A 20,092-nucleotide genomic window follows, 5' to 3' on the forward strand; every position below is an offset into this window, starting at 1 on the left:
AGGAGACCCGGCCCTTTCATCAGCCGCCCTTACTTCTTACGACGCCGCCCACCACGCGCCTGCTTGCGCCGCTCCGCGCGCGTGAGGCCGTCCGCCTCGGAGCGCACCGGCTCGTCGCCGTTGGCGAAGTCGCCCTCGACGATGTCGCCCTCGCCGTCCACCTTGGGCGCGGTGAAGTGCAGCCGGTCCGGACGGCGCGGAGCCTCGAGCCCCTTGGCGCGGATCTCGGGGCGCGCGCCCGCCTGCGCCGGCACCGCGTCCTGCTTCTCCAGGTCGGCCACCGGCTTGGCGTCCTCGACCGGGACCTCCTCGACCTGCTGCTCGACCTGGACCTCCAGGTTGAACAGGTAGCCGACGGACTCCTCCTTGATGCCCTCCATCATCGCGGTGAACATGTCGAAGCCCTCGCGCTGGTACTCGACCAGCGGGTCCTTCTGCGCCATCGCGCGCAGGCCGATGCCCTCCTGGAGGTAGTCCATCTCGTACAGGTGCTCGCGCCACTTGCGGTCCAGGACCGACAGCACGACCCGGCGCTCCAGCTCACGCATGATCTCGGAGCCGAGCTGCTCCTCACGCGCCGCGTACTGCTCGTGGATGTCGTCCTTGATGGACTCGGAGATGAACTCGGCCGTCAGACCGGCCCGGTCGCCGGCCGTCTCCTCAAGCTCCTCGACGGTCACCTTCACCGGGTAGAGCTGCTTGAACGCGCCCCACAGCCGGTCGAGGTCCCAGTCCTCCGGGAAGCCCTCGGCGGTCTCCGCGCCGACATAGGCGTCGATGGTGTCGTCCATGAAGTGCTGCACCTGCTCGTGCAGGTCCTCGCCCTCCAGGACGCGGCGCCGCTCGCCGTAGATGACCTCGCGCTGGCGGTTGAGGACCTCGTCGTACTTCAGGACGTTCTTACGGGTCTCGAAGTTCTGCTGCTCGACCTGCGACTGGGCGGACGCGATCGCGCGGGTGACCATCTTGTTCTCGATCGGCACGTCGTCCGGGACGTTCGCCATCGCCATCACGCGCTCGACCATCTGGGCCTTGAACAGGCGCATCAGGTCGTCGCCGAGGGACAGGTAGAAGCGGGACTCGCCCGGGTCGCCCTGACGGCCGGAACGACCGCGGAGCTGGTTGTCGATACGACGCGACTCGTGCCGCTCGGTACCGAGGACGTAGAGCCCGCCGAGGTCCGTGACCTCTTCGAACTCCGCCCTGACCGCCTGCTCGGCCTTCTCCAGGGCGGCGGGCAGAGCCGCGGCCCACTCCTCGATGTGCTCCTCGGGGTCGAGGCCGCGCTGGCGCAGCTCCGCCTCGGCGAGGTCCTCGGGGTTGCCGCCGAGCTTGATGTCGGTACCACGGCCGGCCATGTTGGTGGCCACGGTGACGGCGCCCTTGCGGCCGGCCTGGGCGACGATGATCGCCTCACGGTCGTGCTGCTTGGCGTTCAGCACCTCGTGCTGAACGCCGCGCTTGCTGAGCTGCTGCGACAGGTACTCGGACTTCTCGACCGACGTCGTACCGACGAGGATCGGCTGGCCCTTCGCGTGCTTCTCGACGATGTCGTCGACGACCGCCTCGAACTTGGCGACCTCGGTGCGGTAGATCAGGTCCGACTGGTCCTTGCGGATCATCGGCTTGTTCGTCGGGATCGGGACCACGCCGAGCTTGTAGATCTGGTGGAACTCGGCGGCCTCGGTCATCGCCGTACCGGTCATGCCGGAGAGGCCGGGGACTTCCTTGCCGTTGTGGTCGTGGCGCTTGTACAGGCGGAAGAAGTTCTGAAGGGTGATCGTGGCGAGGGTCTGGTTCTCGTCCTTGATGTCCACCCCTTCCTTCGCCTCGATCGCCTGGTGCATGCCCTCGTTGTAGCGGCGGCCGGCGAGGATACGGCCGGTGTGCTCGTCGACGATCATGACCTCGCCGTCGATGACGACGTAGTCCTTGTCCTTCTTGAACAGTTCCTTGGCCTTGATGGCGTTGTTCAAGTAGCCGACGAGCGGGGTGTTGACCGACTCGTAGAGGTTGTCGATGCCCAGCCAGTCCTCGACCTTGGAGACACCGGACTCATGGATGCCGACGGTGCGCTTCTTCTCGTCGACGTCGTAGTCGCCCGTCTCCTCGATGCCCTTGAGCGGCTGCCCCGCCTCACCCTTCTTCAGGCGGGTGACCAGCTTGGCGAAGTCGCCGTACCACTTGGTGGCCTGGTCGGCGGGGCCGGAGATGATCAGCGGCGTACGGGCCTCGTCGACGAGAATGGAGTCGACCTCGTCGACGATGGCGAAGTTGTGGCCGCGCTGGACGAGTTCGTCCTTGGACCACGCCATGTTGTCGCGCAGGTAGTCGAAGCCGAACTCGTTGTTCGTGCCGTACGTGATGTCGCAGTTGTACTGCTCGCGGCGCTGGGTCGGCGTCATGTTGGCGAGGATGCAGCCGACGCTCAGGCCGAGGAACTTGTGGACGCGGCCCATCATCTCGGAGTCGCGCTCGGCCAGGTAGTCGTTGACCGTGATCAGGTGAACGCCCTCGCCGGACAGGGCGTTCAGATACGCGGGCAGCGTGCCGACGAGCGTCTTGCCCTCACCGGTCTTCATCTCGGCCACATAGCCGAGATGGAGCGCCGCGCCGCCCATGATCTGGACGTCGTAGTGCCGCTGGCCGAGGACGCGCTTGGCGGCCTCGCGCACCGTGGCGAAGGCCTCGGGCAGCAGATCGTCCAGGGTCTCGCCATCGGCGTACCGCTGCTTGTACTCATCGGTGAGGGCCCGCAGCTCGGCGTCGGAGAGGTCGACGAAGTCCTCTTCGATGGAGTTGACCTGGTCCGCGATGCGGTGCAGCTTGCGCAGGATCTTGCCTTCGCCTGCACGCATGATCTTCGAGAGGACGGACACGGGGGTTGGTCTCCTTGCCGGTCGGGCCTGGGACGGTCGGTTTCCATTTGACTTGACTGAGCAACGGCCATCGTAAGCGAGGACCCCGCCGCGCCGGGAGCCTGCCGGGGGCGACGAGCGTCCACTGCTTCAAATCTCCGTCAAAGGGGACAACGGACGGAGGTCGCGGATGGTGCCGCGTTGCGCCCATGAATTGTGCGAAATGCGATCACACGCTCACCCACCGCATAAGCGTTGGCGCCTGCGCCGAGGCCACGGGGAGAATCGGCCGATGGAACCCGTCACGCTGACCACCGACCGCCTGCTGATGCGCACGGTCGGCCCCAACGACACCAATGCCGTGTACGAGGCCGCCCAGGATCCCGCCATCCAGCGCTGGACGACGATCCCCTCGCCCTATCTGCGCGAGCACGCGCACAGCTTCACGGAACAACTGGTCCCCGACGGCTGGAAGAACGGTTCGATGTTCACCTGGGGGCTCTTCCTCCCCGAAGGGGAGGATCTGGTGGGCATGCTCGGTCTCACGATGCGTTCCATGAGCGAGGCCGAGATCGGCTTCTGGGGCACGAAGGAGCACCGCGGCAACGGCTACGTCACCGAGGCCGTCCTCGCCGCCTCCCGCTGGGCCTTCGTCGATCTGTCGATCGACCGCGTGGAATGGCGCGCGGAGGTCGGCAACGGGCCCTCCCGCGCGGTGGCCGAACGGGCCGGCTTCGCCTTCGAGGGCACCCTCCGCTCCGCCATCGTCCACCAGGGCGTACGCCGGGACTGCTGGGTGGGCTCCCTGCTCCCGTCGGACCTGGCGCTGCCGTCGACGGCACCGTACCTGCCGCCGAGGAATCGGCAGGCGTAGCGCCCTCTCGGGCAAATCCCCAGCTCAGCCCGCATTGTCAGTGCCGGCCTCTAGGGTGCCGCCCATGACGACCCTGCGCCCCACCACCGCCCTCTCGGCCGACGAGGCCCGCCGCATCGCCCTGCGCGCGCAGGGCTTTCTCGGCGCCCTCGACCGCAGGTCCGGCGTCCGCGGCATCCTCCGCCACCTCGGCGCGGTGCAACTCGACACCATCTCGGTCCTGGCCCGCTCCCACGAGCTCATCCCGTACGCCCGCCTGGGCGCGGTGGGCCGCAAGACGGTGGAGAGGGCGTACTGGACGGACACGCATGCCTTCGAGTACTGGTCCCACGCGGCGTGCATCCTCCCCGTCGAGGAGTGGCCCCACTTCGCCTTCCGGCGCCGCGCCTACCGCAACCGCCCGCACTGGAACCACGCACTCCCCGACGGCGCCTACGAGCAGGTGATCAAGCAGCTGCGCGCCGAGGGCCCGCTCACCGCGACCGAGCTGGGCGGCGCGAAGCGGACGAGCGAGTGGTGGGACTGGTCGGGCTCGAAGGTGGCCGTCGAGCGTGCCCTGATGTACGGCGAGGTGGTCTGTGTCGAGCGCCGCGGCTGGAAGCGCGTCTACGACCTCGCCGAGCGCGCCATTCCGTCGGCACTGCTGCACGACGAGCTGGACGACTCCGAGTGCCTGCGCCGCCTGGTCCGCCTGGCCGGCCAGTCCCTGGGGATCGGTACGCGCGCGGACATCGCCGACTACCACCGCCTCAAGGGCGAGCAGGTCGAGGCGGTGATCGCCGACTCGGGTCTGGTCCCGGTCACGGTCGAGGGCTGGGGCAAGCCCGCGTGGGCCGACCCGGCGGCCCTGGAGACTCCTGCACGCGGCCGCCACCGTACGACGCTGCTCTCCCCGTTCGACTCCCTGATCTGGGAACGGGCGCGCACGGAGCGGATCTTCGGCTTCACACACCGCCTGGAGGCGTACGTACCGAAGCAGAAGCGGGTCCACGGCTATTTCGCGATGCCGGTCCTGGCCGGCGGCCGGCTCGTGGGCCGCGTGGACCCGGCGCGCGAGGGGCGCACCCTGGTCGCCAAGCAGGTCACGCTGGACGGCCCGAGAGCGGTCCCGGCGGTGGCCCAGGCGCTGGTCGAGGCGGCGAGCTGGGTGGAGTGCACGGACGTACGGGTGGAACGGGTCGACGCACCCGACCTGCGCGAGCCGCTCGCCAAGGAGCTCGCCCGCCTGGTCGCCTGAGCTCAGCGGATCTCGAGGATCTTCTCCCGCATCGCGTACACCACGGCCTCCATCCTGGAGTGGAGCTGAAGCTTCTCCAGGATGTTGCGCACATGGTTCTTCACGGTGTTCTCGGAGATGAACAACTCCTTGGCGATGTCGCGGTTGTTCATGCCGGTGGCGACCAGCTTGAGGACCTCCAGCTCACGGTCCGTCAGCCGTGGCGCCGGCACGAGCCGGCGCTCGTCCGTGCGCTGGATCATCGACTTGAACTCGGTGAGCAGCTTCGACGCCATGGACGGGCTGATCTGCGACTGCCCGTCCGCCACCGCGCGAATGGCCGTGGCCACCTCGTCCGTGGAGATCTCCTTGAGGAGATAGCCGGTCGCGCCCGCCTTGATCGCGTCGTAGAGGTCGGCCTCCTCGTCGCTGATCGTCAGCATGATGATCTTCGCGCTGGGGGCCACCTCCTTGATGGAGGTGCAGGCCTCGATCCCGCCCCGCTTGGGCATCCGGACATCCATCAGAACGATGTCCGGCAGCAGGTCGGCGGCCTTGTCGACGGCTTCCGCGCCGTCGCCGGCCTCCCCCACGACCTGGATGTCCTCCTCGGCCGCGAGCACGATCTCCAGTCCGCGGCGGAACAGGGCGTGGTCGTCCACGACCAGGACTCTGATCGGCTCCTTGCGTGGAGAGCCCGTGTCAGGGCCCATGCCGACGACATCGCCGTCGGCATCCTCGTCCCGCATCGGTCCGAAGCTGTCCGCCATCGTTCCTCCCCCTGAAGGCTGTGGCTGGTCATCTGCCATCGCCAACCCAAGGCAGCGGCCCACCGGTTGGGCCGCTGCTGCCATGATTTCATGCCCGGCCGACACTCCGGTGACGAGCGGGGCGCGAAGTGGTCGCACACCGGTGCCCCTGGGGGCGCACACGCGCTCCAGGGGCACCGCTCGGCTGTCGGCCGGGTGGGTCAGCCGCCCAGCGTGCCACCAGCCGCGGGAGACTGCGCCTGGGTGACCATCGGGTCCGTGTTGAGGTGGATGACTCCGTAGTCGTAGGCGTGCCGCCGGTAGACGACACTGGGCTCCTTCGTCTCGGAGTCGATGAAGAGGTAGAAGTCGTGCCCGACCAGCTCCATCTCGTAGAGGGCCTGGTCGAGGGTCATCGGGGAGGCCACGTGTGTCTTCTCGCGTACGACGAGGGGCCCTTCGCCCTTCACTTCCAGCGAGCCGATCTTCTTCGTGGGAATTCCGTCCGGCTCTTCTTCCTGGACGGTGTGGCCATTGCCGTTGAGCGTCGCCGCGCCCGGAACGTGGTCGGGGACCTCGGCCGCCGTGAGTCGGCGTGCGCCTCGGCGCGAGAAACGCTTGTCGTGCTGCTTGCGCAGCCGGGCGTCCAGCTTTTCCGCCGCCAGGTCGAGTGCCGCGTACGGATCGCTGGCCGCTGCCTCCGCCCGGATCACCGGACCGCGGGAGCGGAGCGTGATCTCCACTCGATCACTGCGGTCGGCCTGTCGCGGGTTGGGCTCCTTGGACACCTCGACGTCGAGGCTGATCACCTTGGCATCGAGCCTCTGGATCTTCTCCAGCTTCAGCTTCTCGGCCACGTGCTTGCGGAACCGCTCGGGCACCTCGGTCTTGCGGCCTTTGACGACGATGTCCACGCAGAACTCCGTTCCCGGATCGCTCCGCTCCATCGGCGGAGCATCTCCCTCTTGCACCAGGTTCCGGTGAGCGCCGGAACCTACGGACTCGGTGACTCCACCTCCTCCTCCCCCATGGGCAAGATCTCCACCCCATGGCCGCCGGGTGATTGTGCAAAACCCGCGGCACGGCATTCGGATATGACGGGGATGGCCTGCGCCTTTCCCTCACAACCGAACATATCTCGCCCGGACGGATGTCGTCACCCTCTACTGCGGCGTACCTCCGTTCAGGTGAATGGATCCTCTCGTTACCTGCAACGATGCAAGTTCGCAGTCAGTTCCGGTTTATTTCGAAAGAATCCGGAGACGCAGCGACGACAGCCGCACAGATCAGGTCGCGGGGCCCTCCGGCACCCATGATTCCCGGCCTCTCACACGTTCGCCGCACAGCGCCCTCCAACGATGCAGCCGTCCGTTCCCCTGTCCTTTCCCGACTCCCCGTCGCGTACACGACGGTTGCCCCGCCACCACCCGCGCCGCGCTCCACGGTCCCCCATCCATACGCGTCTGCCTCCCCTGCCGTTCTGCCGTATACGCCCGCGCTCTCCACCCAGTCCCGGACCGCCCCCGACCGCTCCGTGCGATCAAGCCCGGCCTGCTCGGTCAGCGCCGCCCGCACAGCGCGCGCCGCCTCCGCCAGAGACGCACCGGTCGTCATCAGGTCGTCGACGAGCACGACCGGACCGCCGCCCGTGAGCAGCCGGCCTCCTCCGGGTGCCACCGTCAGCGCACCCGCGAGATTGTCCAGCCGCTGCCGGGAGTTGAGCCCCGACTGATCGGCCACCGCACGCCCCTGCCGCAGCACGGCGAGCACACGCGCCGCCATCCCGGCCCGCCGCAGCTCTCCCGCGGCCGCGAGCGCGATCCGCCGCGCCGGGTCGTGCCCTCGCGCCCGCACCGCCCCACGCGCAGACGGCACGGGTACGAGCAGCACAGGCGCACCGGTGTTCCCGAACCGCTCCGCCCCGCGGGCCGGCGCCCGAGAGCCCCGGGACAGCGCCACTGTCACAGCCCCGGCCAGGGCCGCCCCCAGCGGTGCCGCGAGCGCCAGTGCGCCGCGTTCCTTGTGGGCCAGCAGCACGGCCCGCACCTCGTCCGCGTACCGGGCCGCCGCGTGCACCACCGGCAGCCCAGGCGGCTCCGGCACCGGTCGCACCCGGCTCGGTGCGGTCCCGCTCAGGACGGCACGGCACTCAGGACAGAGCACCGTGCGAGGCCTCCCACAGCCTCCGCACTCGGCCGGCAGCACCAGGTCGGTGAGGTCCTGCCACCACCCCCGCATGCCCACCACTGTGCCAATGCCCGAGCAGACCGGCCACCCCTGTGGATAACCCCCTGTGGAAAACCCCGGCCCCCGCGCAGGCGTCTGGAACGGCGGTCGTCAGAACGGCGGTCGCTTCCAGCCGGAGTCCCACCGCGAACGAAACCTCACCCCGGATAGACCGGGGCCGTCCCGTCGGTCACCACCTTCTGCCACTGGGCCCCGGACGGCAGCCGGACGACCCCGTCCTCCGAATACCCGACGAGCGGCAGCCGCGCGTCCTCGGACGCGGTGATCTCCTTCACCCCGCTGAGGGCCGCGGGCGCGGGCCCCTCCGGCGCGGAGCCGTCCACCTGTGCGTACCGCAACGTCCGCACGCCGTCCTTCTCGCGCCCGACCACGACGAGCCGGCTGTCGCCGGCCCACGACATGGCCGTGATCTCCTCCATCTCAGGCGTGGCGGACCGCAGTTCGTGCACCGAGACAGTTGAACGCTCGCTCGACTTCCCGTCCTCGTTCCGCTCGATCCGCCCGATCAGCAGCGAGGACTTCTCGCCCTTCTTGACCACGAGCGCGATCCGCACGCCGTCGGCGGCCACCCGCACGGACTCGATGCGTCCCTCCAGCCCCGGCGGCATCTTCACGACCAGCGGATCGCCCACGCCCTCCTTCAGCAGAAGCAGCCGGGGGTTGTCGGGATCGCGGTCGGCCACCCACAGATCACCCTGGGCATCCCAACTGGGCGCCGAGAACCGCTCGCCCTCCGTCTTGCCGGCACTCGACAGCTCGGGCCCGCCGAGCGGGCCGCCCGAGACCAGCGCCCCGACGTACAGGTGCTTGCCGTCCAGGCCGACGCCGGCCGCCATGTCCTCGCCGCGCGACACCGCCACGGACCTCAACTGTGTGTCGCCCTCACCGAGGGCGCCCGGCACGGGTTCGGGCGCGGTGCCGTTGCCGGCTGCGGCCAGCCGTACCAGCCGGTGCTCGGCGTCGAGGAAGTACAGATAGTTGGCGCTTTCCACAGATCCACGCGTGGCGATGTCCTCCGCCCCGTTCTCGTCCAGCGCGCACAACTGCCTGCCGCCCGCCTTCAGCGCGACCTCGTCCACGGTGGGGGTGAGGTTCTGAAGGGTGAACAGCACCTGGGCGGCCATCTCGTTGCACTTGGCCGGCCCGACCCGCGCGGCCTTGTCGTTCAGCGGCACGGTCAGCCGGTTCTGGTCGTCCGGCGTCAGCGTGGTGGAGTCGTCCTTCAGCGCCGTACCGGTGGGAAAGCTCGACCTGACCACCGGGTCGAGCCAGCTGGTGGGCCCCTTGAGCAGGGAGCGCACCGTCTGTGTCATGGGATCGACGTTCCGGCGCACATAGACGGGATCGGCGACGGCCGCCGTGTGCGGGGATGCCCCGAGCGTGGTGTTCGCGGCGAAGTAGTACCTGTCGACGGACATGTAGTTGCGCTGGAAGTCCGATTTGCCCACGACGACACCGCGCGGCGGCACGTCGATGCGCCACTGCTTGGTCTTCTTGTCCCGGGTGAGGTGCATCGACTCGCTGTAGTCACCGCTGGCGGGCGAGTACGACTGCTGTGCGTCGACCGTGGCGACCTTGGTGCCGGTCAGCGTGTACGTGAGGTCGTCGCTCTCCTCGCGGCCTCCCACGCGCTCGACGTCGGCGCTCGGTCCGTCGGCGAGCACCATCGTGGACAGCAGGGGCCGCCAGTTGTCCGACGCCTCCTTGGTCAGGTACATGCTCGCTGTGTCGTAGCCCGGATCGTCGCTGGTCAGCGCCTCCAGGAAACCGGACACGATCTCCGAGGGCGAGGCGTCCTCATGCGGCGGCATCGCGAACACCCGCACCTGGGTGTCCTGGCGCGGCGTGGAATCGACGCCCTGCAGATTGCCGCTGTCGGGCATCGAGGCACACCCCGCCAGCAGTACGGCGCCACAGGCGGCGTACACCACCGCCCGCCCCGGCCTGCGCCGGGCTCCCCCCTCGCGCTCAGCGCCCACGCGATGCCTCCCCATGCCTGCTCGACTCCTCGCTGTGCCCGGCTTCCTCGCCCGGCGGCTCCTCCGCGCCAGGCGTCTCCTCCTGGCGCCGCGCTCCCGAAGCGGGCCGGGGGACCACGCGCGCGCCGTTTCCGGGCAGTGCCGTCGGATCGGCCTTGGGGACCGCCGCCGCTGCCAGGCGGGACGCGATCGGGTCCCTCGACGGCATCGCGGCCACCTGGTCGCCATGGGGCTGAGCCGGCACCATCGCGGTCTTCTCGGCGCCGCCGCGCGGCAGACCGGCGTCATTAAGTCCACGATTGCGTCGCGAGTCCTTGGGCTCCAGGGGTATCGGCGAGCCCCGCAGCGGCTCGTCCGCGGTCCGCGGCAGCGTCAGCCGGAACTGTGAACCGCCACCCGGTTCGCCCCACGCCTGCAGCCAGCCGCCGTGCAGCCGCGCGTCCTCCAGCGCGATGGACAGCCCCAGCCCCGTACCGCCCGTGGTGCGCGCGCGTGCCGGGTCGGCCCGCCAGAAGCGGCTGAAGACCCGGGTCGCCTCACCGGGCTTGAGTCCGACGCCGTAGTCGCGCACCGCGACCGCGACCGCTCCGCCCGCGGCCGCGAGCTTGACGACGACGTCCTTGCCCTCGCCGTGCTCGACGGCGTTGACGACGAGGTTGCGCAGCACACGCTCGACGCGGCGGGCGTCGGCCTCGGCGACGATGGGCTGCTGGTCACCGACGATGCGTATCTGAGTGCCCTTGCGCTCGGCGAGCGGCTCGGCCCCGCTGACGACGCGTCGTACGACTTCCCTGAGGTCGATCGGCTCGGCCTCCAGCGCCGCCGCACCGGCGTCGAAGCGGCTGATCTCCAGCAGGTCCGCGAGCAGCGACTCGAACCGGTCCAGCTGGTCGGCGAGCAGCTCCGCCGACCGCGCGGTCACCGGATCGAAGTCCTCGCGCGCCTCATGGATGACATCCGCGGCCATCCGTACGGTCGTCAATGGGGTCCGCAGCTCGTGCGACACGTCGGAGACGAACCGCCGCTGCATCCGCGACAGGTCCTCCAGCTGCTGGATCTTCAGCTGCAGGTTCTGCGCCATCTTGTTGAAGGCCTCACCGAGCCGCGCGATGTCGTCCTCACCTGTGACCTTCATCCGCTCCTGCAGACGCCCGGCGGACAGCCGCTCGGCGATCCCGGCCGCCATCCGCACCGGCGTGACGACCTGGCGCACCACGAGCCACGCGATGGCCCCGAGGAGCACGACGACGAAAAGCCCGGCGGTGGCCAACGTCCCCTTGACCAGGCTCAGCGACTTCTCCTCCTGGGTGAGCGGGAAGAGGTAGTAGAGCTGGTACGGGTCGCCGTTGGGGTCGTTGACCTGCTTGCCGATGACCAGGGCCGGCTGGGACTCCTTGCGCTCGGTGGGGTGGTAGATCATGCGGGTATAGCTCTGGAACGCCCCCGTATTGCTGTCGATCCGCTCACGCAGGTCCTCGGGCACACTCGCCGTCGGATCCAGCCCGCCGGAGGCACGCGGACCGCGCCCACCGGTGTCGCCGCCCGCCGAGGCCGGGAGCGTCACCACTTCGAAGGCACCCTGGCCACCGCTGGAGAGCGAGGTGACGAGAGCGCTCATCCACGGGATGACGTTCTGCTCGGCACGCTCGTCCGCCGTCGCCCCGTCGTGGGCGATTCCCGCCGCCGCCTCGTCGGACTGCTGCTTGGCCGCCGCGAACCCGCCGGTGGCCTGGCTCTGCGACGCCTTCACCTTGGCGTCCAGCAGGCCGTTGCGCACCTGCCCGATGACGACGAAGCCCAGCAGCAGGACGACGCCGAGCGACATCAGCAGCGTCGTGACGACGACCTTGAGCTGGATATTGCGTCGCCACAACCGCATGACGGGCAGCACCGGCCGACGCACCCAGCGCAGCACCAGACGAAGCACCGGGCTGCCCTGGACTCCGCCCTGAAGCAGCCCGCCATCGAGGAACCGTCCCCAGCGGGAATCCGCCGACTTCCGGCCGACAGGCCGCTTCGGACGGGACCCGGTGCGACCGGGGGCCCCAGCGGCACTGTCCCCGGACATGTCAGCTCGGCCCTGCCTTGTACCCGACGCCACGGACGGTCACCACGATCTCCGGCCGCTCCGGGTCCTTCTCGACCTTGGAACGCAGCCGCTGCACATGCACATTGACCAGACGCGTGTCGGCCGCATGGCGGTAGCCCCACACCTGCTCCAGGAGCACCTCGCGCGTGAACACCTGCCACGGCTTGCGGGCCAGCGCGACCAGCAGGTCGAACTCCAGCGGCGTCAGCGCGATCGACTGCCCGTCCCGCTTGACGGAGTGCCCGGCCACGTCGATCACGAGGTCGCCGATGGCGAGCTGCTCGGGCGCCGGCTCCTCCGACCTCCTCAGGCGCGCCCGGATCCGGGCGACAAGCTCCTTCGGCTTGAACGGCTTGACGATGTAGTCATCGGCGCCGGACTCCAGGCCCACGACGACGTCGACGGTGTCGCTCTTGGCCGTCAGCATCACGATCGGCACGCCGGACTCCGCCCTGATCAGGCGGCACACCTCGATGCCGTCCCGGCCGGGCAGCATCAGGTCGAGCAGCACCAGATCGGGCTTGGTCTCCCGGAACGCAGCCAACGCCTTGTCGCCGTCGGCTACGAAAGACGGCTCAAAACCTTCACCACGCAGCACAATGCCGAGCATCTCGGCCAGTGCGGTGTCGTCGTCGACGACAAGGACTCGTCCCTTCATAAACGACATCATCCCATTCTCATAACAGTGGCGAAGGCAGTGGTGAGATAGGTCACCGGCCAGTGACCTTAGTCGTAGGCGATCGCCACTGTCTGCCCCTGCCCCCATCACAGGGCGTGACCTATGACCGGGTTCATCCCGCTCTATCCGCCCACCGGCTCTGCCCCCGACCTCACAACGTCGTCTGTGTCACCTGCCGCGACCCGGCACACAGCTCGGCCAGCGCCTCGGCCGTCACCGGCGACACAACCCCTTCCTCTGTGACGATCGCCGTCACCAACTCCGGCGGCGTCACATCGAACGCCGGGTTGTACGCCTGCGTCCCCAGCGGCGCCACCGGCATCCCGCCCCCAGGCTCCCCGCCCACCACCGGCGCCTGAGGCGCGGCGACCTCGGTCACCTCGAACCCGGGGCGCTGCTCGACCTCGATGGACCCCCCGTCCGAGGTGTCCGGATCCACCGTCGTCAGCGGCGCCACCACGATGAACGGCACATGGTGATAGCGCGCGAGCACCGCCAGCGGATAGCTCCCGACCTTGTTCGCCACCGAGCCGTCGGCCGCGATCCGATCCGCCCCTATCAGCACCGCGTCCACCTCACCCGCGGCGAACAGCGAACCCGCCGCGTTGTCCGTGAGCAGGGTGTACGCCATCCCGTTGCGCGCCGCCTCGTACGCCGTCAGACGCGCCCCCTGCAGCAACGGCCGCGTCTCGTCCACCCACAACCGCCTCAGCCGCCCGGCCCGGTACGCCGCGAGCGCCACCGCGAACGCCGTGCCCTCCCCGCCCGACACCAGCGCCCCGGTGTTGCAGTGTGTGAGGACGCGGTGCCCGCCACCGGGCAACAACTCGTCCAGCAGCGCCAGCCCTCGCTCGGCCATCCGCGCACTGGCCTCGGCGTCCTCCTTGTGCAGCGCCCGCGCCGCACCCAGCGCCGCAGCGGCGGCCTGCTCGGCGTCCCCGCTCCGGGCGAGCTCGGCCCGGTACGCCGACTGGGCCCGGCGCACACCGACGGCGAGGTTCACCGCGGTGGGCCTGGCGCCCGCCAGCGACTCCGCAGCGGCCTCCACGTCGAAGCCACGCGCGGCGGCGAGCGCGACACCGTACGCCCCGGCGATCCCGAGCACCGGCGCCCCGCGCACGGCGAGCGAACGGATCGCCTCCACCAGCGCGGGCGCATCCGTGCACACCAGCTCGACCTCCTCGGCCGGCAGCCTCGTCTGGTCGAGAAGGACCAGTACGGGACCTTCGGGTGGTTCGTCCCACCGGATCGTCGGAATCCCGGTGGGCCTGCTGTCCTCGCCGGATTGCGCGTACTGATCAGCCATGCGGCAAGTCTGCCCCTTGTACGGCAGACAATTGAAGGTGCACAGCCCATACCGCGGTCGGTACCCATCCGACCACCCCATGGCACGATGGCTGCCAACCTGCCGCCGCGACCGCGGACGGGCACCGTGAAGGAGCGACGATGAAAGACACTCCGGGCTGGGCCTCGCCCGGATCCGCCCCGTCCGATGGACAGGAGCCCGGCGCGACCGGCCCTGCCGAGCCCGCAGACCGCCCCGACCACGCGCAGCAGCCGGGAGCGGACCCACAAGGCTCCGGCCCGAAGTGGTCCAAGGAGCAGCCGCCACCCGGCCAGTGGTCCGCGCCGACGGGGCCACGGTCCCCCGGCCAGACCCCACCGCCCCCGCCACCCGGCCCCGGCTGGGGCACTCCTCCGCCACCCGGCCCCGGCGGCTACGGCGGTTACGGCGGCGGCCACTCCGGCTACGGCCCTCCGGGCGGACACGGCGGCTGGGGAGCAGGCTGGGGCGGACCCCCGCCGGCCGCCAAGCCCGGCGTGATCCCGCTGCGCCCGCTCGGCGTCGGCGAGATCCTCGACGGCGCGGTCTCCACCATGCGCACCTACTGGCGCACGGTCCTCGGCATCTCCCTGACCATCGCCGTCGTGACGGAGATCCTCGTCATCCTCGTCCAGGGCTTCGTCCTGAACGACCGCGTCAGCACCGGGGCCCTCAACGACCCGAACGCCACCCTCGACGAGCTGACCCGCGCCATGGGCGACGCCATGCTCAGCTCCAGCGTGATCTTCCTGATCTCGATGGTCGGCGCGATCGTGGCGACCGCCCTGCTGACAGCAGTCACCAGCCGGGCGGTGCTCGGCAAGTCGGTGACCACCGGCGAGGCCTGGCGTGACGCACGCCCTCAGGTACCGCGGCTCTTCGGCCTGCTCATCCTGCTGCTGCTCATGGCCTTCGGCGTGGTGTTCGCGGGTGCCCTGCCCGGCATCCTCCTGGCCGCCGCGGGCTCCGGCGACGCAGGCGTGGCACTCTCCATCCTGGGCATCATCGGCGGCTTCGTCGTCGCGATCTGGCTCTGGATCCGCTTCTCCCTCGCCTCCCCCGCGCTGATGCTGGAGAAGCAGGGCATCGTCAAGTCGCTGAGCCGTTCCGCAAAGCTGGTCCGCGGCTCCTGGTGGCGCGTCTTCGGCATCCAGTTGCTGGCCACGATCATCGCGAACATCATCGCGGCCATCGTCGTCATCCCCTTCACCTTCCTCGCCGCCGCCCTCAGCGGCGAGGCCACCACCGACATCCTCAACGGCGCCACCGACCTCGGCTGGACGTTCCTCATCGTCAGCGGCGTCGGCTCGGTGATCGGCTCCATGATCACCTTCCCGATCACGGCCGGCGTCACCGTCCTGCTCTACATCGACCAGCGCATCCGCCGCGAGGCTCTCGACCTCGAGCTGGCCCGAGCAGCCGGCGTCCAGGGCTACGGCGCCACCGACACTCCGGGGAGCTGAAGAACCGGTGAGCCTTGCGGGGGGAGTTCTCACGGCAGCGTCAGCGCTGCCCGAACACACATGGCCGGGCGGCGACACATCCGTGCTGTCGCTGCTCGCACGCTCCGACGACGAGCCGCCCCTGACGATCCCCCGCGACCCCGCGCGGGAAGCCGCCCGGCGCGAGCTGTCCAAGGGCATGTACCACGAGAACGAACCGAGCTGGTTCCAGCGCGCCCTGGACGCCTTCTGGGACTGGGTCGAGGACCTGTTCAGCAGCGCCTCGACCGTGGCGCCCGGAGGACCGCTCGGCCTGGTCGTCATCATCCTCGTCGTCCTCGCGGTCCTCGGCGCCCTGTGGTGGCGACTCGGCACCCCCCGCCGCCAACCCACCTCCTCCGCCGCCCTGTTCGACGACCGCCCCCGCAGCGCCGCCGAACACCGAGCCGCCGCCGACGCACACGCCGCCCAGGCCCACTGGAACCAGGCCGTCCAGGAACGCATGCGCGCCATCGTCCGCTCCCTCGAGGAACGCGCGCTGCTCGACGTCCGCCCCGGCCGCACCGCGGACGAAGCCGCCGCCGAAGCGGGGCGCTCACTGCCCGCCCACACGGACCGACTGCGCACCGCCGCCCGTGACTTCGACGACGTGACATACGGCGGACGGGCCTCGACCCAGCAGGCGTACCAGCGCCTCGCGGAACTCGACCGCGACCTGGAGAGCAGCAAGCCCCAACTCGCGAGCAGCGCTCCCAGCACGGCCCACAACGCCCGCCAGGGAGCCGCCGAATGACCACCGAGGCCACGCTCCCGTCCACCTCGGCCTCGCCCACCGCACGCCAGGTGTGGACCCGCACGCGAGGCGTCGCCCTCGCCGTCGGGCTCCTGCTGGCGGCGGCCGTCGTGATCGCCACCATCCGCTCCGGCGCCCAGCACGGCGCCCTCGACCCTCGCTCCGCCGACCCCAAGGGCAGCCGGGCCGTCGCCGAACTCCTCGCCGACCGCGGGGTGGACACACGCGTGGTCACTTCCCTGGACGAGGCACGCGCCGCGACCGCCGCGAACACCACTCTCCTGGTCGCCGCCCCCGACCTGCTGACCCACCGTCAACAGTCCTGGCTGCGCTCGGCGACAGCCGGCTCCGAAGGCCGCACCGTCCTCGTCGCCCCCGGCAGCTCGTCCGTCGAACGGCTCGCCCCCGGGGTCACCGCGGACCCCGCCACCAGCCTCGACTCGGAGCTCGCCCCCGACTGCGCCCTGCCCGCCGCCCAGCGCGCCGGCACCGCCGACCTGGGAGGCATCCGCTACACCACGACCCACCTCGACGCCGACGAGTGCTACCCCAGCGACCGGCTCGCCACCCTCCTGCGCGTCCCGGAGACCGACGGGGACGGCGACACCGTCGTCCTCGGCGCGCCCGACATCCTCCACAACGAACACCTCGACGAGCAGGGCAACGCCTCCCTCGCCCTCCAACTCCTCGGCTCCCGCCCTCATCTGGTCTGGTACCTCCCCTCGCTGTCCGACACGTCAGCCGCCGACGAGGACGACGAACGCAGCTTCTTCGACCTGCTCCCCTCGGGCTGGCTCTGGGGCACACTTCAGCTCTTCCTCGCCGCAGCCCTGGCCGCCCTGTGGCGGGCACGCCGACTGGGCCCCCTCGTGCCCGAAAAACTCCCCGTGGCGATCCGCGCCTCCGAAACCGTCGAAGGCCGCGCCCGCCTCTACCGCAAGGCCAACGCCCGCGACCGCGCGGCCGCCGCTCTTCGCTCCACCACCCGCACGCGCCTCGCCCCCCTCGTAGGTGTCCCCGTCTCCCAGGCGCACGCGCCCGAAGCCCTGCTCCCCGCTTTGTCCGCCCACCTCCACAACCACGGAGACGGACAGACCCTGCACACCCTCCTCTTCGGCCCGCCGCCCAGCGACGACGCCGCACTCATCTCCCTCGCCGACCAACTCGACGCCCTCGAAAGAGAGGTACGCCGTCCATGATGGACCCGACCACTGACAACGCCGGGAACACCGGGGACCCGGGCACCGCCCGGGCCTCCCTGGAAGCCCTGCGCGCCGAGATCGCCAAAGCCGTGGTCGGCCAGGACCCCGCCGTGACCGGCCTCGTCGTCGCCCTCCTCTGCCGCGGACACGTTCTACTAGAAGGAGTCCCCGGGGTCGCCAAAACGTTGCTCGTCCGCGCTCTCGCATCCGCACTCGAACTCGACACCAAGCGCGTCCAGTTCACCCCCGACCTCATGCCGAGCGACGTGACGGGCTCCCTCGTCTACGACACCCGCACCGCCGAGTTCTCCTTCCAGCCCGGCCCGGTCTTCACCAACCTCCTCCTCGCCGACGAGATCAACCGCACCCCACCGAAGACCCAGTCCTCCCTGCTGGAGGCCATGGAGGAACGCCAGGTCACGGTCGACGGCACCCCTCGCCCGCTCCCCGACCCCTTCCTGGTCGCCGCAACCCAGAACCCGGTCGAGTACGAGGGCACATACCCCCTCCCCGAAGCCCAGTTGGACCGCTTCCTCCTCAAGCTCACGATCCCGCTCCCCACCCGTCAGGACGAGATCGACGTCCTCACCCGCCACGCCGAGGGCTTCAACCCACGCGACCTGCGCGCCGCCGGCGTACGCCCCGTGGCAGGCCCCGCAGACCTCGAGGCGGCACGCGCGGCCGTGGCCAAGACGACGGTCTCCCCGGAGATCACGGCCTACGTGGTCGACATCTGCCGAGCCACCCGGGAATCGCCGTCCCTGACCCTGGGCGTCTCGCCCCGAGGCGCCACGGCCCTCCTCGCCACCGCCCGCGCCTGGGCCTGGCTGACCGGCCGCGACTACGTCATCCCCGACGACGTGAAGGCCCTCGCCCTCCCCACCCTCCGCCACCGCGTCCAGCTCCGCCCGGAGGCCGAGATGGAAGGCGTCACCGCCGACTCCGTGATCAACGCAATCCTCGCCCACGTCCCCGTCCCCCGCTGATGGCACTCACCGGACGCGCCGCACTCCTGGCGGCCCTGGGCTCCCTCCCCGTAGGCCTCTGGGACCCGAGCTGGACGGGCATCCTCGCGGTCAACGCCCCCCTGGTCGCGGCATGCGCCTGCGACTTCGCCCTGGCCGCACCAGTACGGCGCCTCGGCCTCACCCGCTCCGGCGACACCTCGACACGCCTGGGCGAGACGGCCGACGTCACCCTCACCATCACCAACCCCTCCGGCCGCCCACTCCGCGCGAGCCTCCGCGACGCATGGCCACCCAGCAGTTGGCAGCCCGGCACAGAAATGGCGGCCTCCCGCCACCGCCTGACAATCCCCGCCGGCGAACGCCGCCGCATCACCACCCGCCTACGCCCCACCCGCCGAGGCGACCGCCAGGCCGACCGCGTCACGATCCGCTCGTACGGCCCCCTGGGCCTCTTGTCCCGCCAGGGCACCCACAAAGTCCCCTGGACGGTACGGGTCCTCCCGCCGTTCACCAGCCGCAAGCACCTGCCGTCCAAACTGGCCCGCCTGCGCGAACTCGACGGCCGCACCAGCGTTCTCACCCGCGGCGAGGGCACAGAATTCGACAGCCTGCGCGAATACGTCCCCGGCGACGACACCCGCTCCATCGACTGGCGCGCTACGGCCCGACAGTCCACGGTCGCCGTACGCACCTGGCGCCCGGAACGCGACCGCCACATCCTCCTGGTCCTGGACACCGGCCGCACCTCGGCAGGCCGAGTCGGCGACGCCCCACGCCTCGACGCCTCCATGGACGCCGCCCTGCTCCTGGCCGCCCTAGCATCCAGAGCCGGCGACCGCGTGGACCTCCTCGCCTACGACCGCCGAGTGCGCGCCCTCGTCCAGGGCCGGACGGCAGGCGATGTCCTCCCCTCCCTGGTCAATGCCATGGCCACACTCGAACCCGAGCTGATCGAAACGGACGCCCGAGGCCTTACGGCCACCGCTCTCCGTACGGCTCCCCGCCACTCCCTGATCGTGCTGCTCACGACCCTCGACGCGGGGCCGATCGAAGAGGGGCTGCTCCCCGTCCTCTCCCAGCTCACCCAGCGCCACACAGTTCTGCTCGCATCAGTGGCGGACCCCCACATCGCCTACATGGCAACAGCACGCGGAAACACAGAGTCAGTGTACGAGGCCGCAGCCGCCGCCCAATCCCAGAGCGAACGCCACCGCACGGCAGACCAACTCCGCCGACACGGGGTTACGGTCGTCGACGCGACACCGGAGGAACTCGCGCCGGCACTGGCAGACGCATACCTGGCCCTCAAGACAGCAGGCCGTCTGTAATCAACCCGAAGGGGCTCTCCTGTCCTCAGGAGAGCCCCGACCGGCGAACAGACCACAAATGCAGAAAGCCCCCGAACCGGTATCCCCGGCCGGGGGCTTTCTTAAAATTTGTTCGGCGGCGTCCTACTCTCCCACAGGGTCCCCCCTGCAGTACCATCGGCGCTGTAAGGCTTAGCTTCCGGGTTCGGAATGTAACCGGGCGTTTCCCTCACGCTATAACCACCGAAACACTATGAAACAATCAACCGGACACAACACGGTCGTTGCCTCAGAACCAACACAGTGGACGCGAGCCTCTATGGACAAGCCCTCGGCCTATTAGTACCGGTCACCTCCACACATTA

The 20,092-nt window shown here is 70.1% G+C and carries 15 protein-coding genes and 1 rRNA gene; 7 read left to right on the top strand and 9 right to left on the bottom strand.

The window, feature by feature from the left end; all coding sequences use genetic code 11:
• Positions 1 to 29: 29 nt before the first annotated feature.
• On the bottom strand, positions 30 to 2,879 hold the full coding sequence (secA, locus tag ACP4J3_RS05300; protein ID WP_426530879.1) for a preprotein translocase subunit SecA: 2,850 nt from the start codon (positions 2,877 to 2,879) through the stop codon (positions 30 to 32).
• A 271-nt stretch (positions 2,880 to 3,150) separates the two neighbouring features.
• On the opposite strand from secA, the gene ACP4J3_RS05305 reads away from it, so the two are divergent.
• Both ACP4J3_RS05305 and ACP4J3_RS05310 read left to right on the top strand, forming a co-directional pair.
• On the top strand, positions 3,151 to 3,732 hold the full coding sequence (locus ACP4J3_RS05305; RefSeq protein ID WP_426530881.1) for a GNAT family N-acetyltransferase: 582 nt from the start codon (positions 3,151 to 3,153) through the stop codon (positions 3,730 to 3,732).
• A gap of 64 nt (positions 3,733 to 3,796) precedes the next feature.
• Complete coding sequence (locus ACP4J3_RS05310) at positions 3,797 to 4,969, top strand: winged helix-turn-helix domain-containing protein (protein ID WP_426530883.1); 1,173 nt, start codon at positions 3,797 to 3,799, stop codon at positions 4,967 to 4,969.
• A gap of 2 nt (positions 4,970 to 4,971) precedes the next feature.
• On the opposite strand, the gene ACP4J3_RS05315 is transcribed toward ACP4J3_RS05310, so the two are convergent.
• From ACP4J3_RS05315 to mtnA, 7 genes are all read right to left on the bottom strand, one after another.
• The gene (locus ACP4J3_RS05315) at positions 4,972 to 5,718 is read right to left on the bottom strand and encodes a response regulator (RefSeq protein ID WP_030951627.1); all 747 of its coding nucleotides are present in this window, start codon (positions 5,716 to 5,718) and stop codon (positions 4,972 to 4,974) included.
• A 200-nt stretch (positions 5,719 to 5,918) separates the two neighbouring features.
• A complete protein-coding gene (gene hpf, locus ACP4J3_RS05320) occupies positions 5,919 to 6,611 on the bottom strand; it encodes a ribosome hibernation-promoting factor, HPF/YfiA family (RefSeq protein ID WP_426530931.1) in 693 nt (230 codons plus the stop codon).
• A gap of 316 nt (positions 6,612 to 6,927) precedes the next feature.
• Positions 6,928 to 7,935 (bottom strand): ComF family protein, encoded by a 1,008-nt coding sequence (locus ACP4J3_RS05325; RefSeq protein ID WP_426530886.1) that lies wholly within the window; start codon positions 7,933 to 7,935, stop codon positions 6,928 to 6,930.
• Between the two features lie 146 nt (positions 7,936 to 8,081).
• Positions 8,082 to 9,923 carry an LpqB family beta-propeller domain-containing protein gene (locus ACP4J3_RS05330; protein WP_426530888.1) on the bottom strand — a complete coding sequence of 614 codons (1,842 nt, stop codon included), beginning with the start codon at positions 9,921 to 9,923 and terminating at the stop codon, positions 8,082 to 8,084.
• Positions 9,913 to 11,991 (bottom strand): MtrAB system histidine kinase MtrB, encoded by a 2,079-nt coding sequence (gene mtrB, locus ACP4J3_RS05335; RefSeq protein WP_426530890.1) that lies wholly within the window; start codon positions 11,989 to 11,991, stop codon positions 9,913 to 9,915. Before mtrB ends, ACP4J3_RS05330 begins: the two co-directional genes overlap by 11 nt.
• A gap of 1 nt (position 11,992) precedes the next feature.
• Positions 11,993 to 12,682 carry a two-component system response regulator MtrA gene (mtrA, locus tag ACP4J3_RS05340; protein ID WP_015659998.1) on the bottom strand — a complete coding sequence of 230 codons (690 nt, stop codon included), beginning with the start codon at positions 12,680 to 12,682 and terminating at the stop codon, positions 11,993 to 11,995.
• A 160-nt stretch (positions 12,683 to 12,842) separates the two neighbouring features.
• Positions 12,843 to 13,997, bottom strand: a complete 1,155-nt coding sequence (mtnA, locus tag ACP4J3_RS05345) for an S-methyl-5-thioribose-1-phosphate isomerase (RefSeq protein ID WP_426530893.1) — start codon at positions 13,995 to 13,997, stop codon at positions 12,843 to 12,845.
• Between the two features lie 140 nt (positions 13,998 to 14,137).
• Here mtnA and ACP4J3_RS05350 point away from each other — a divergent pair, with 140 nt between their 5' ends.
• The 5 genes from ACP4J3_RS05350 to ACP4J3_RS05370 are packed head-to-tail and all read left to right on the top strand — an operon-like array spanning position 14,138 to position 19,748.
• Positions 14,138 to 15,478 (top strand): hypothetical protein, encoded by a 1,341-nt coding sequence (locus ACP4J3_RS05350; RefSeq protein WP_426530895.1) that lies wholly within the window; start codon positions 14,138 to 14,140, stop codon positions 15,476 to 15,478.
• Positions 15,479 to 15,485: 7 nt separating this feature from the next.
• Complete coding sequence (locus ACP4J3_RS05355; RefSeq protein WP_426530897.1) at positions 15,486 to 16,250, top strand: DUF4129 domain-containing protein; 765 nt, start codon at positions 15,486 to 15,488, stop codon at positions 16,248 to 16,250.
• Positions 16,247 to 17,449: a DUF4350 domain-containing protein gene (locus ACP4J3_RS05360; protein WP_426530899.1), complete on the top strand. Its 1,203-nt coding sequence runs from the start codon at positions 16,247 to 16,249 to the stop codon at positions 17,447 to 17,449. Before ACP4J3_RS05355 ends, ACP4J3_RS05360 begins: the two co-directional genes overlap by 4 nt.
• Positions 17,449 to 18,438 carry an AAA family ATPase gene (locus tag ACP4J3_RS05365; protein WP_426530901.1) on the top strand — a complete coding sequence of 330 codons (990 nt, stop codon included), beginning with the start codon at positions 17,449 to 17,451 and terminating at the stop codon, positions 18,436 to 18,438. Before ACP4J3_RS05360 ends, ACP4J3_RS05365 begins: the two co-directional genes overlap by 1 nt.
• Positions 18,438 to 19,748 carry a DUF58 domain-containing protein gene (locus tag ACP4J3_RS05370; protein WP_426530903.1) on the top strand — a complete coding sequence of 437 codons (1,311 nt, stop codon included), beginning with the start codon at positions 18,438 to 18,440 and terminating at the stop codon, positions 19,746 to 19,748. The genes ACP4J3_RS05365 and ACP4J3_RS05370 overlap by 1 nt, the downstream gene beginning before the upstream one ends.
• Before the next feature lie 110 nt (positions 19,749 to 19,858).
• On the opposite strand, the gene rrf is transcribed toward ACP4J3_RS05370, so the two are convergent.
• Positions 19,859 to 19,975 (bottom strand): 5S ribosomal RNA (rrf, locus tag ACP4J3_RS05375).
• Positions 19,976 to 20,092: the final 117 nt, after the last annotated feature.

The sequence above is a fragment of the Streptomyces sp. UG1 genome (assembly GCF_049974585.1).
Taxonomy (GTDB): Bacteria; Actinomycetota; Actinomycetes; order Streptomycetales; family Streptomycetaceae; genus Streptomyces.

Coding starts and splice junctions, on each gene's coding strand:
- ACP4J3_RS05305 (WP_426530881.1), top strand. CDS start 3,151: ATGGAACCCGTCACGCTGACCACCGACCGCCTGCTGATGCGCACGGTC.
- ACP4J3_RS05310 (WP_426530883.1), top strand. CDS start 3,797: ATGACGACCCTGCGCCCCACCACCGCCCTCTCGGCCGACGAGGCCCGC.
- ACP4J3_RS05315 (WP_030951627.1), bottom strand. CDS start 5,718: ATGGCGGACAGCTTCGGACCGATGCGGGACGAGGATGCCGACGGCGAT.
- ACP4J3_RS05325 (WP_426530886.1), bottom strand. CDS start 7,935: ATGCGGGGGTGGTGGCAGGACCTCACCGACCTGGTGCTGCCGGCCGAG.
- mtrB (WP_426530890.1), bottom strand. CDS start 11,991: ATGTCCGGGGACAGTGCCGCTGGGGCCCCCGGTCGCACCGGGTCCCGT.
- mtrA (WP_015659998.1), bottom strand. CDS start 12,682: ATGATGTCGTTTATGAAGGGACGAGTCCTTGTCGTCGACGACGACACC.
- mtnA (WP_426530893.1), bottom strand. CDS start 13,997: ATGGCTGATCAGTACGCGCAATCCGGCGAGGACAGCAGGCCCACCGGG.
- ACP4J3_RS05350 (WP_426530895.1), top strand. CDS start 14,138: ATGAAAGACACTCCGGGCTGGGCCTCGCCCGGATCCGCCCCGTCCGAT.
- ACP4J3_RS05360 (WP_426530899.1), top strand. CDS start 16,247: ATGACCACCGAGGCCACGCTCCCGTCCACCTCGGCCTCGCCCACCGCA.
- ACP4J3_RS05365 (WP_426530901.1), top strand. CDS start 17,449: ATGGACCCGACCACTGACAACGCCGGGAACACCGGGGACCCGGGCACC.
- ACP4J3_RS05370 (WP_426530903.1), top strand. CDS start 18,438: ATGGCACTCACCGGACGCGCCGCACTCCTGGCGGCCCTGGGCTCCCTC.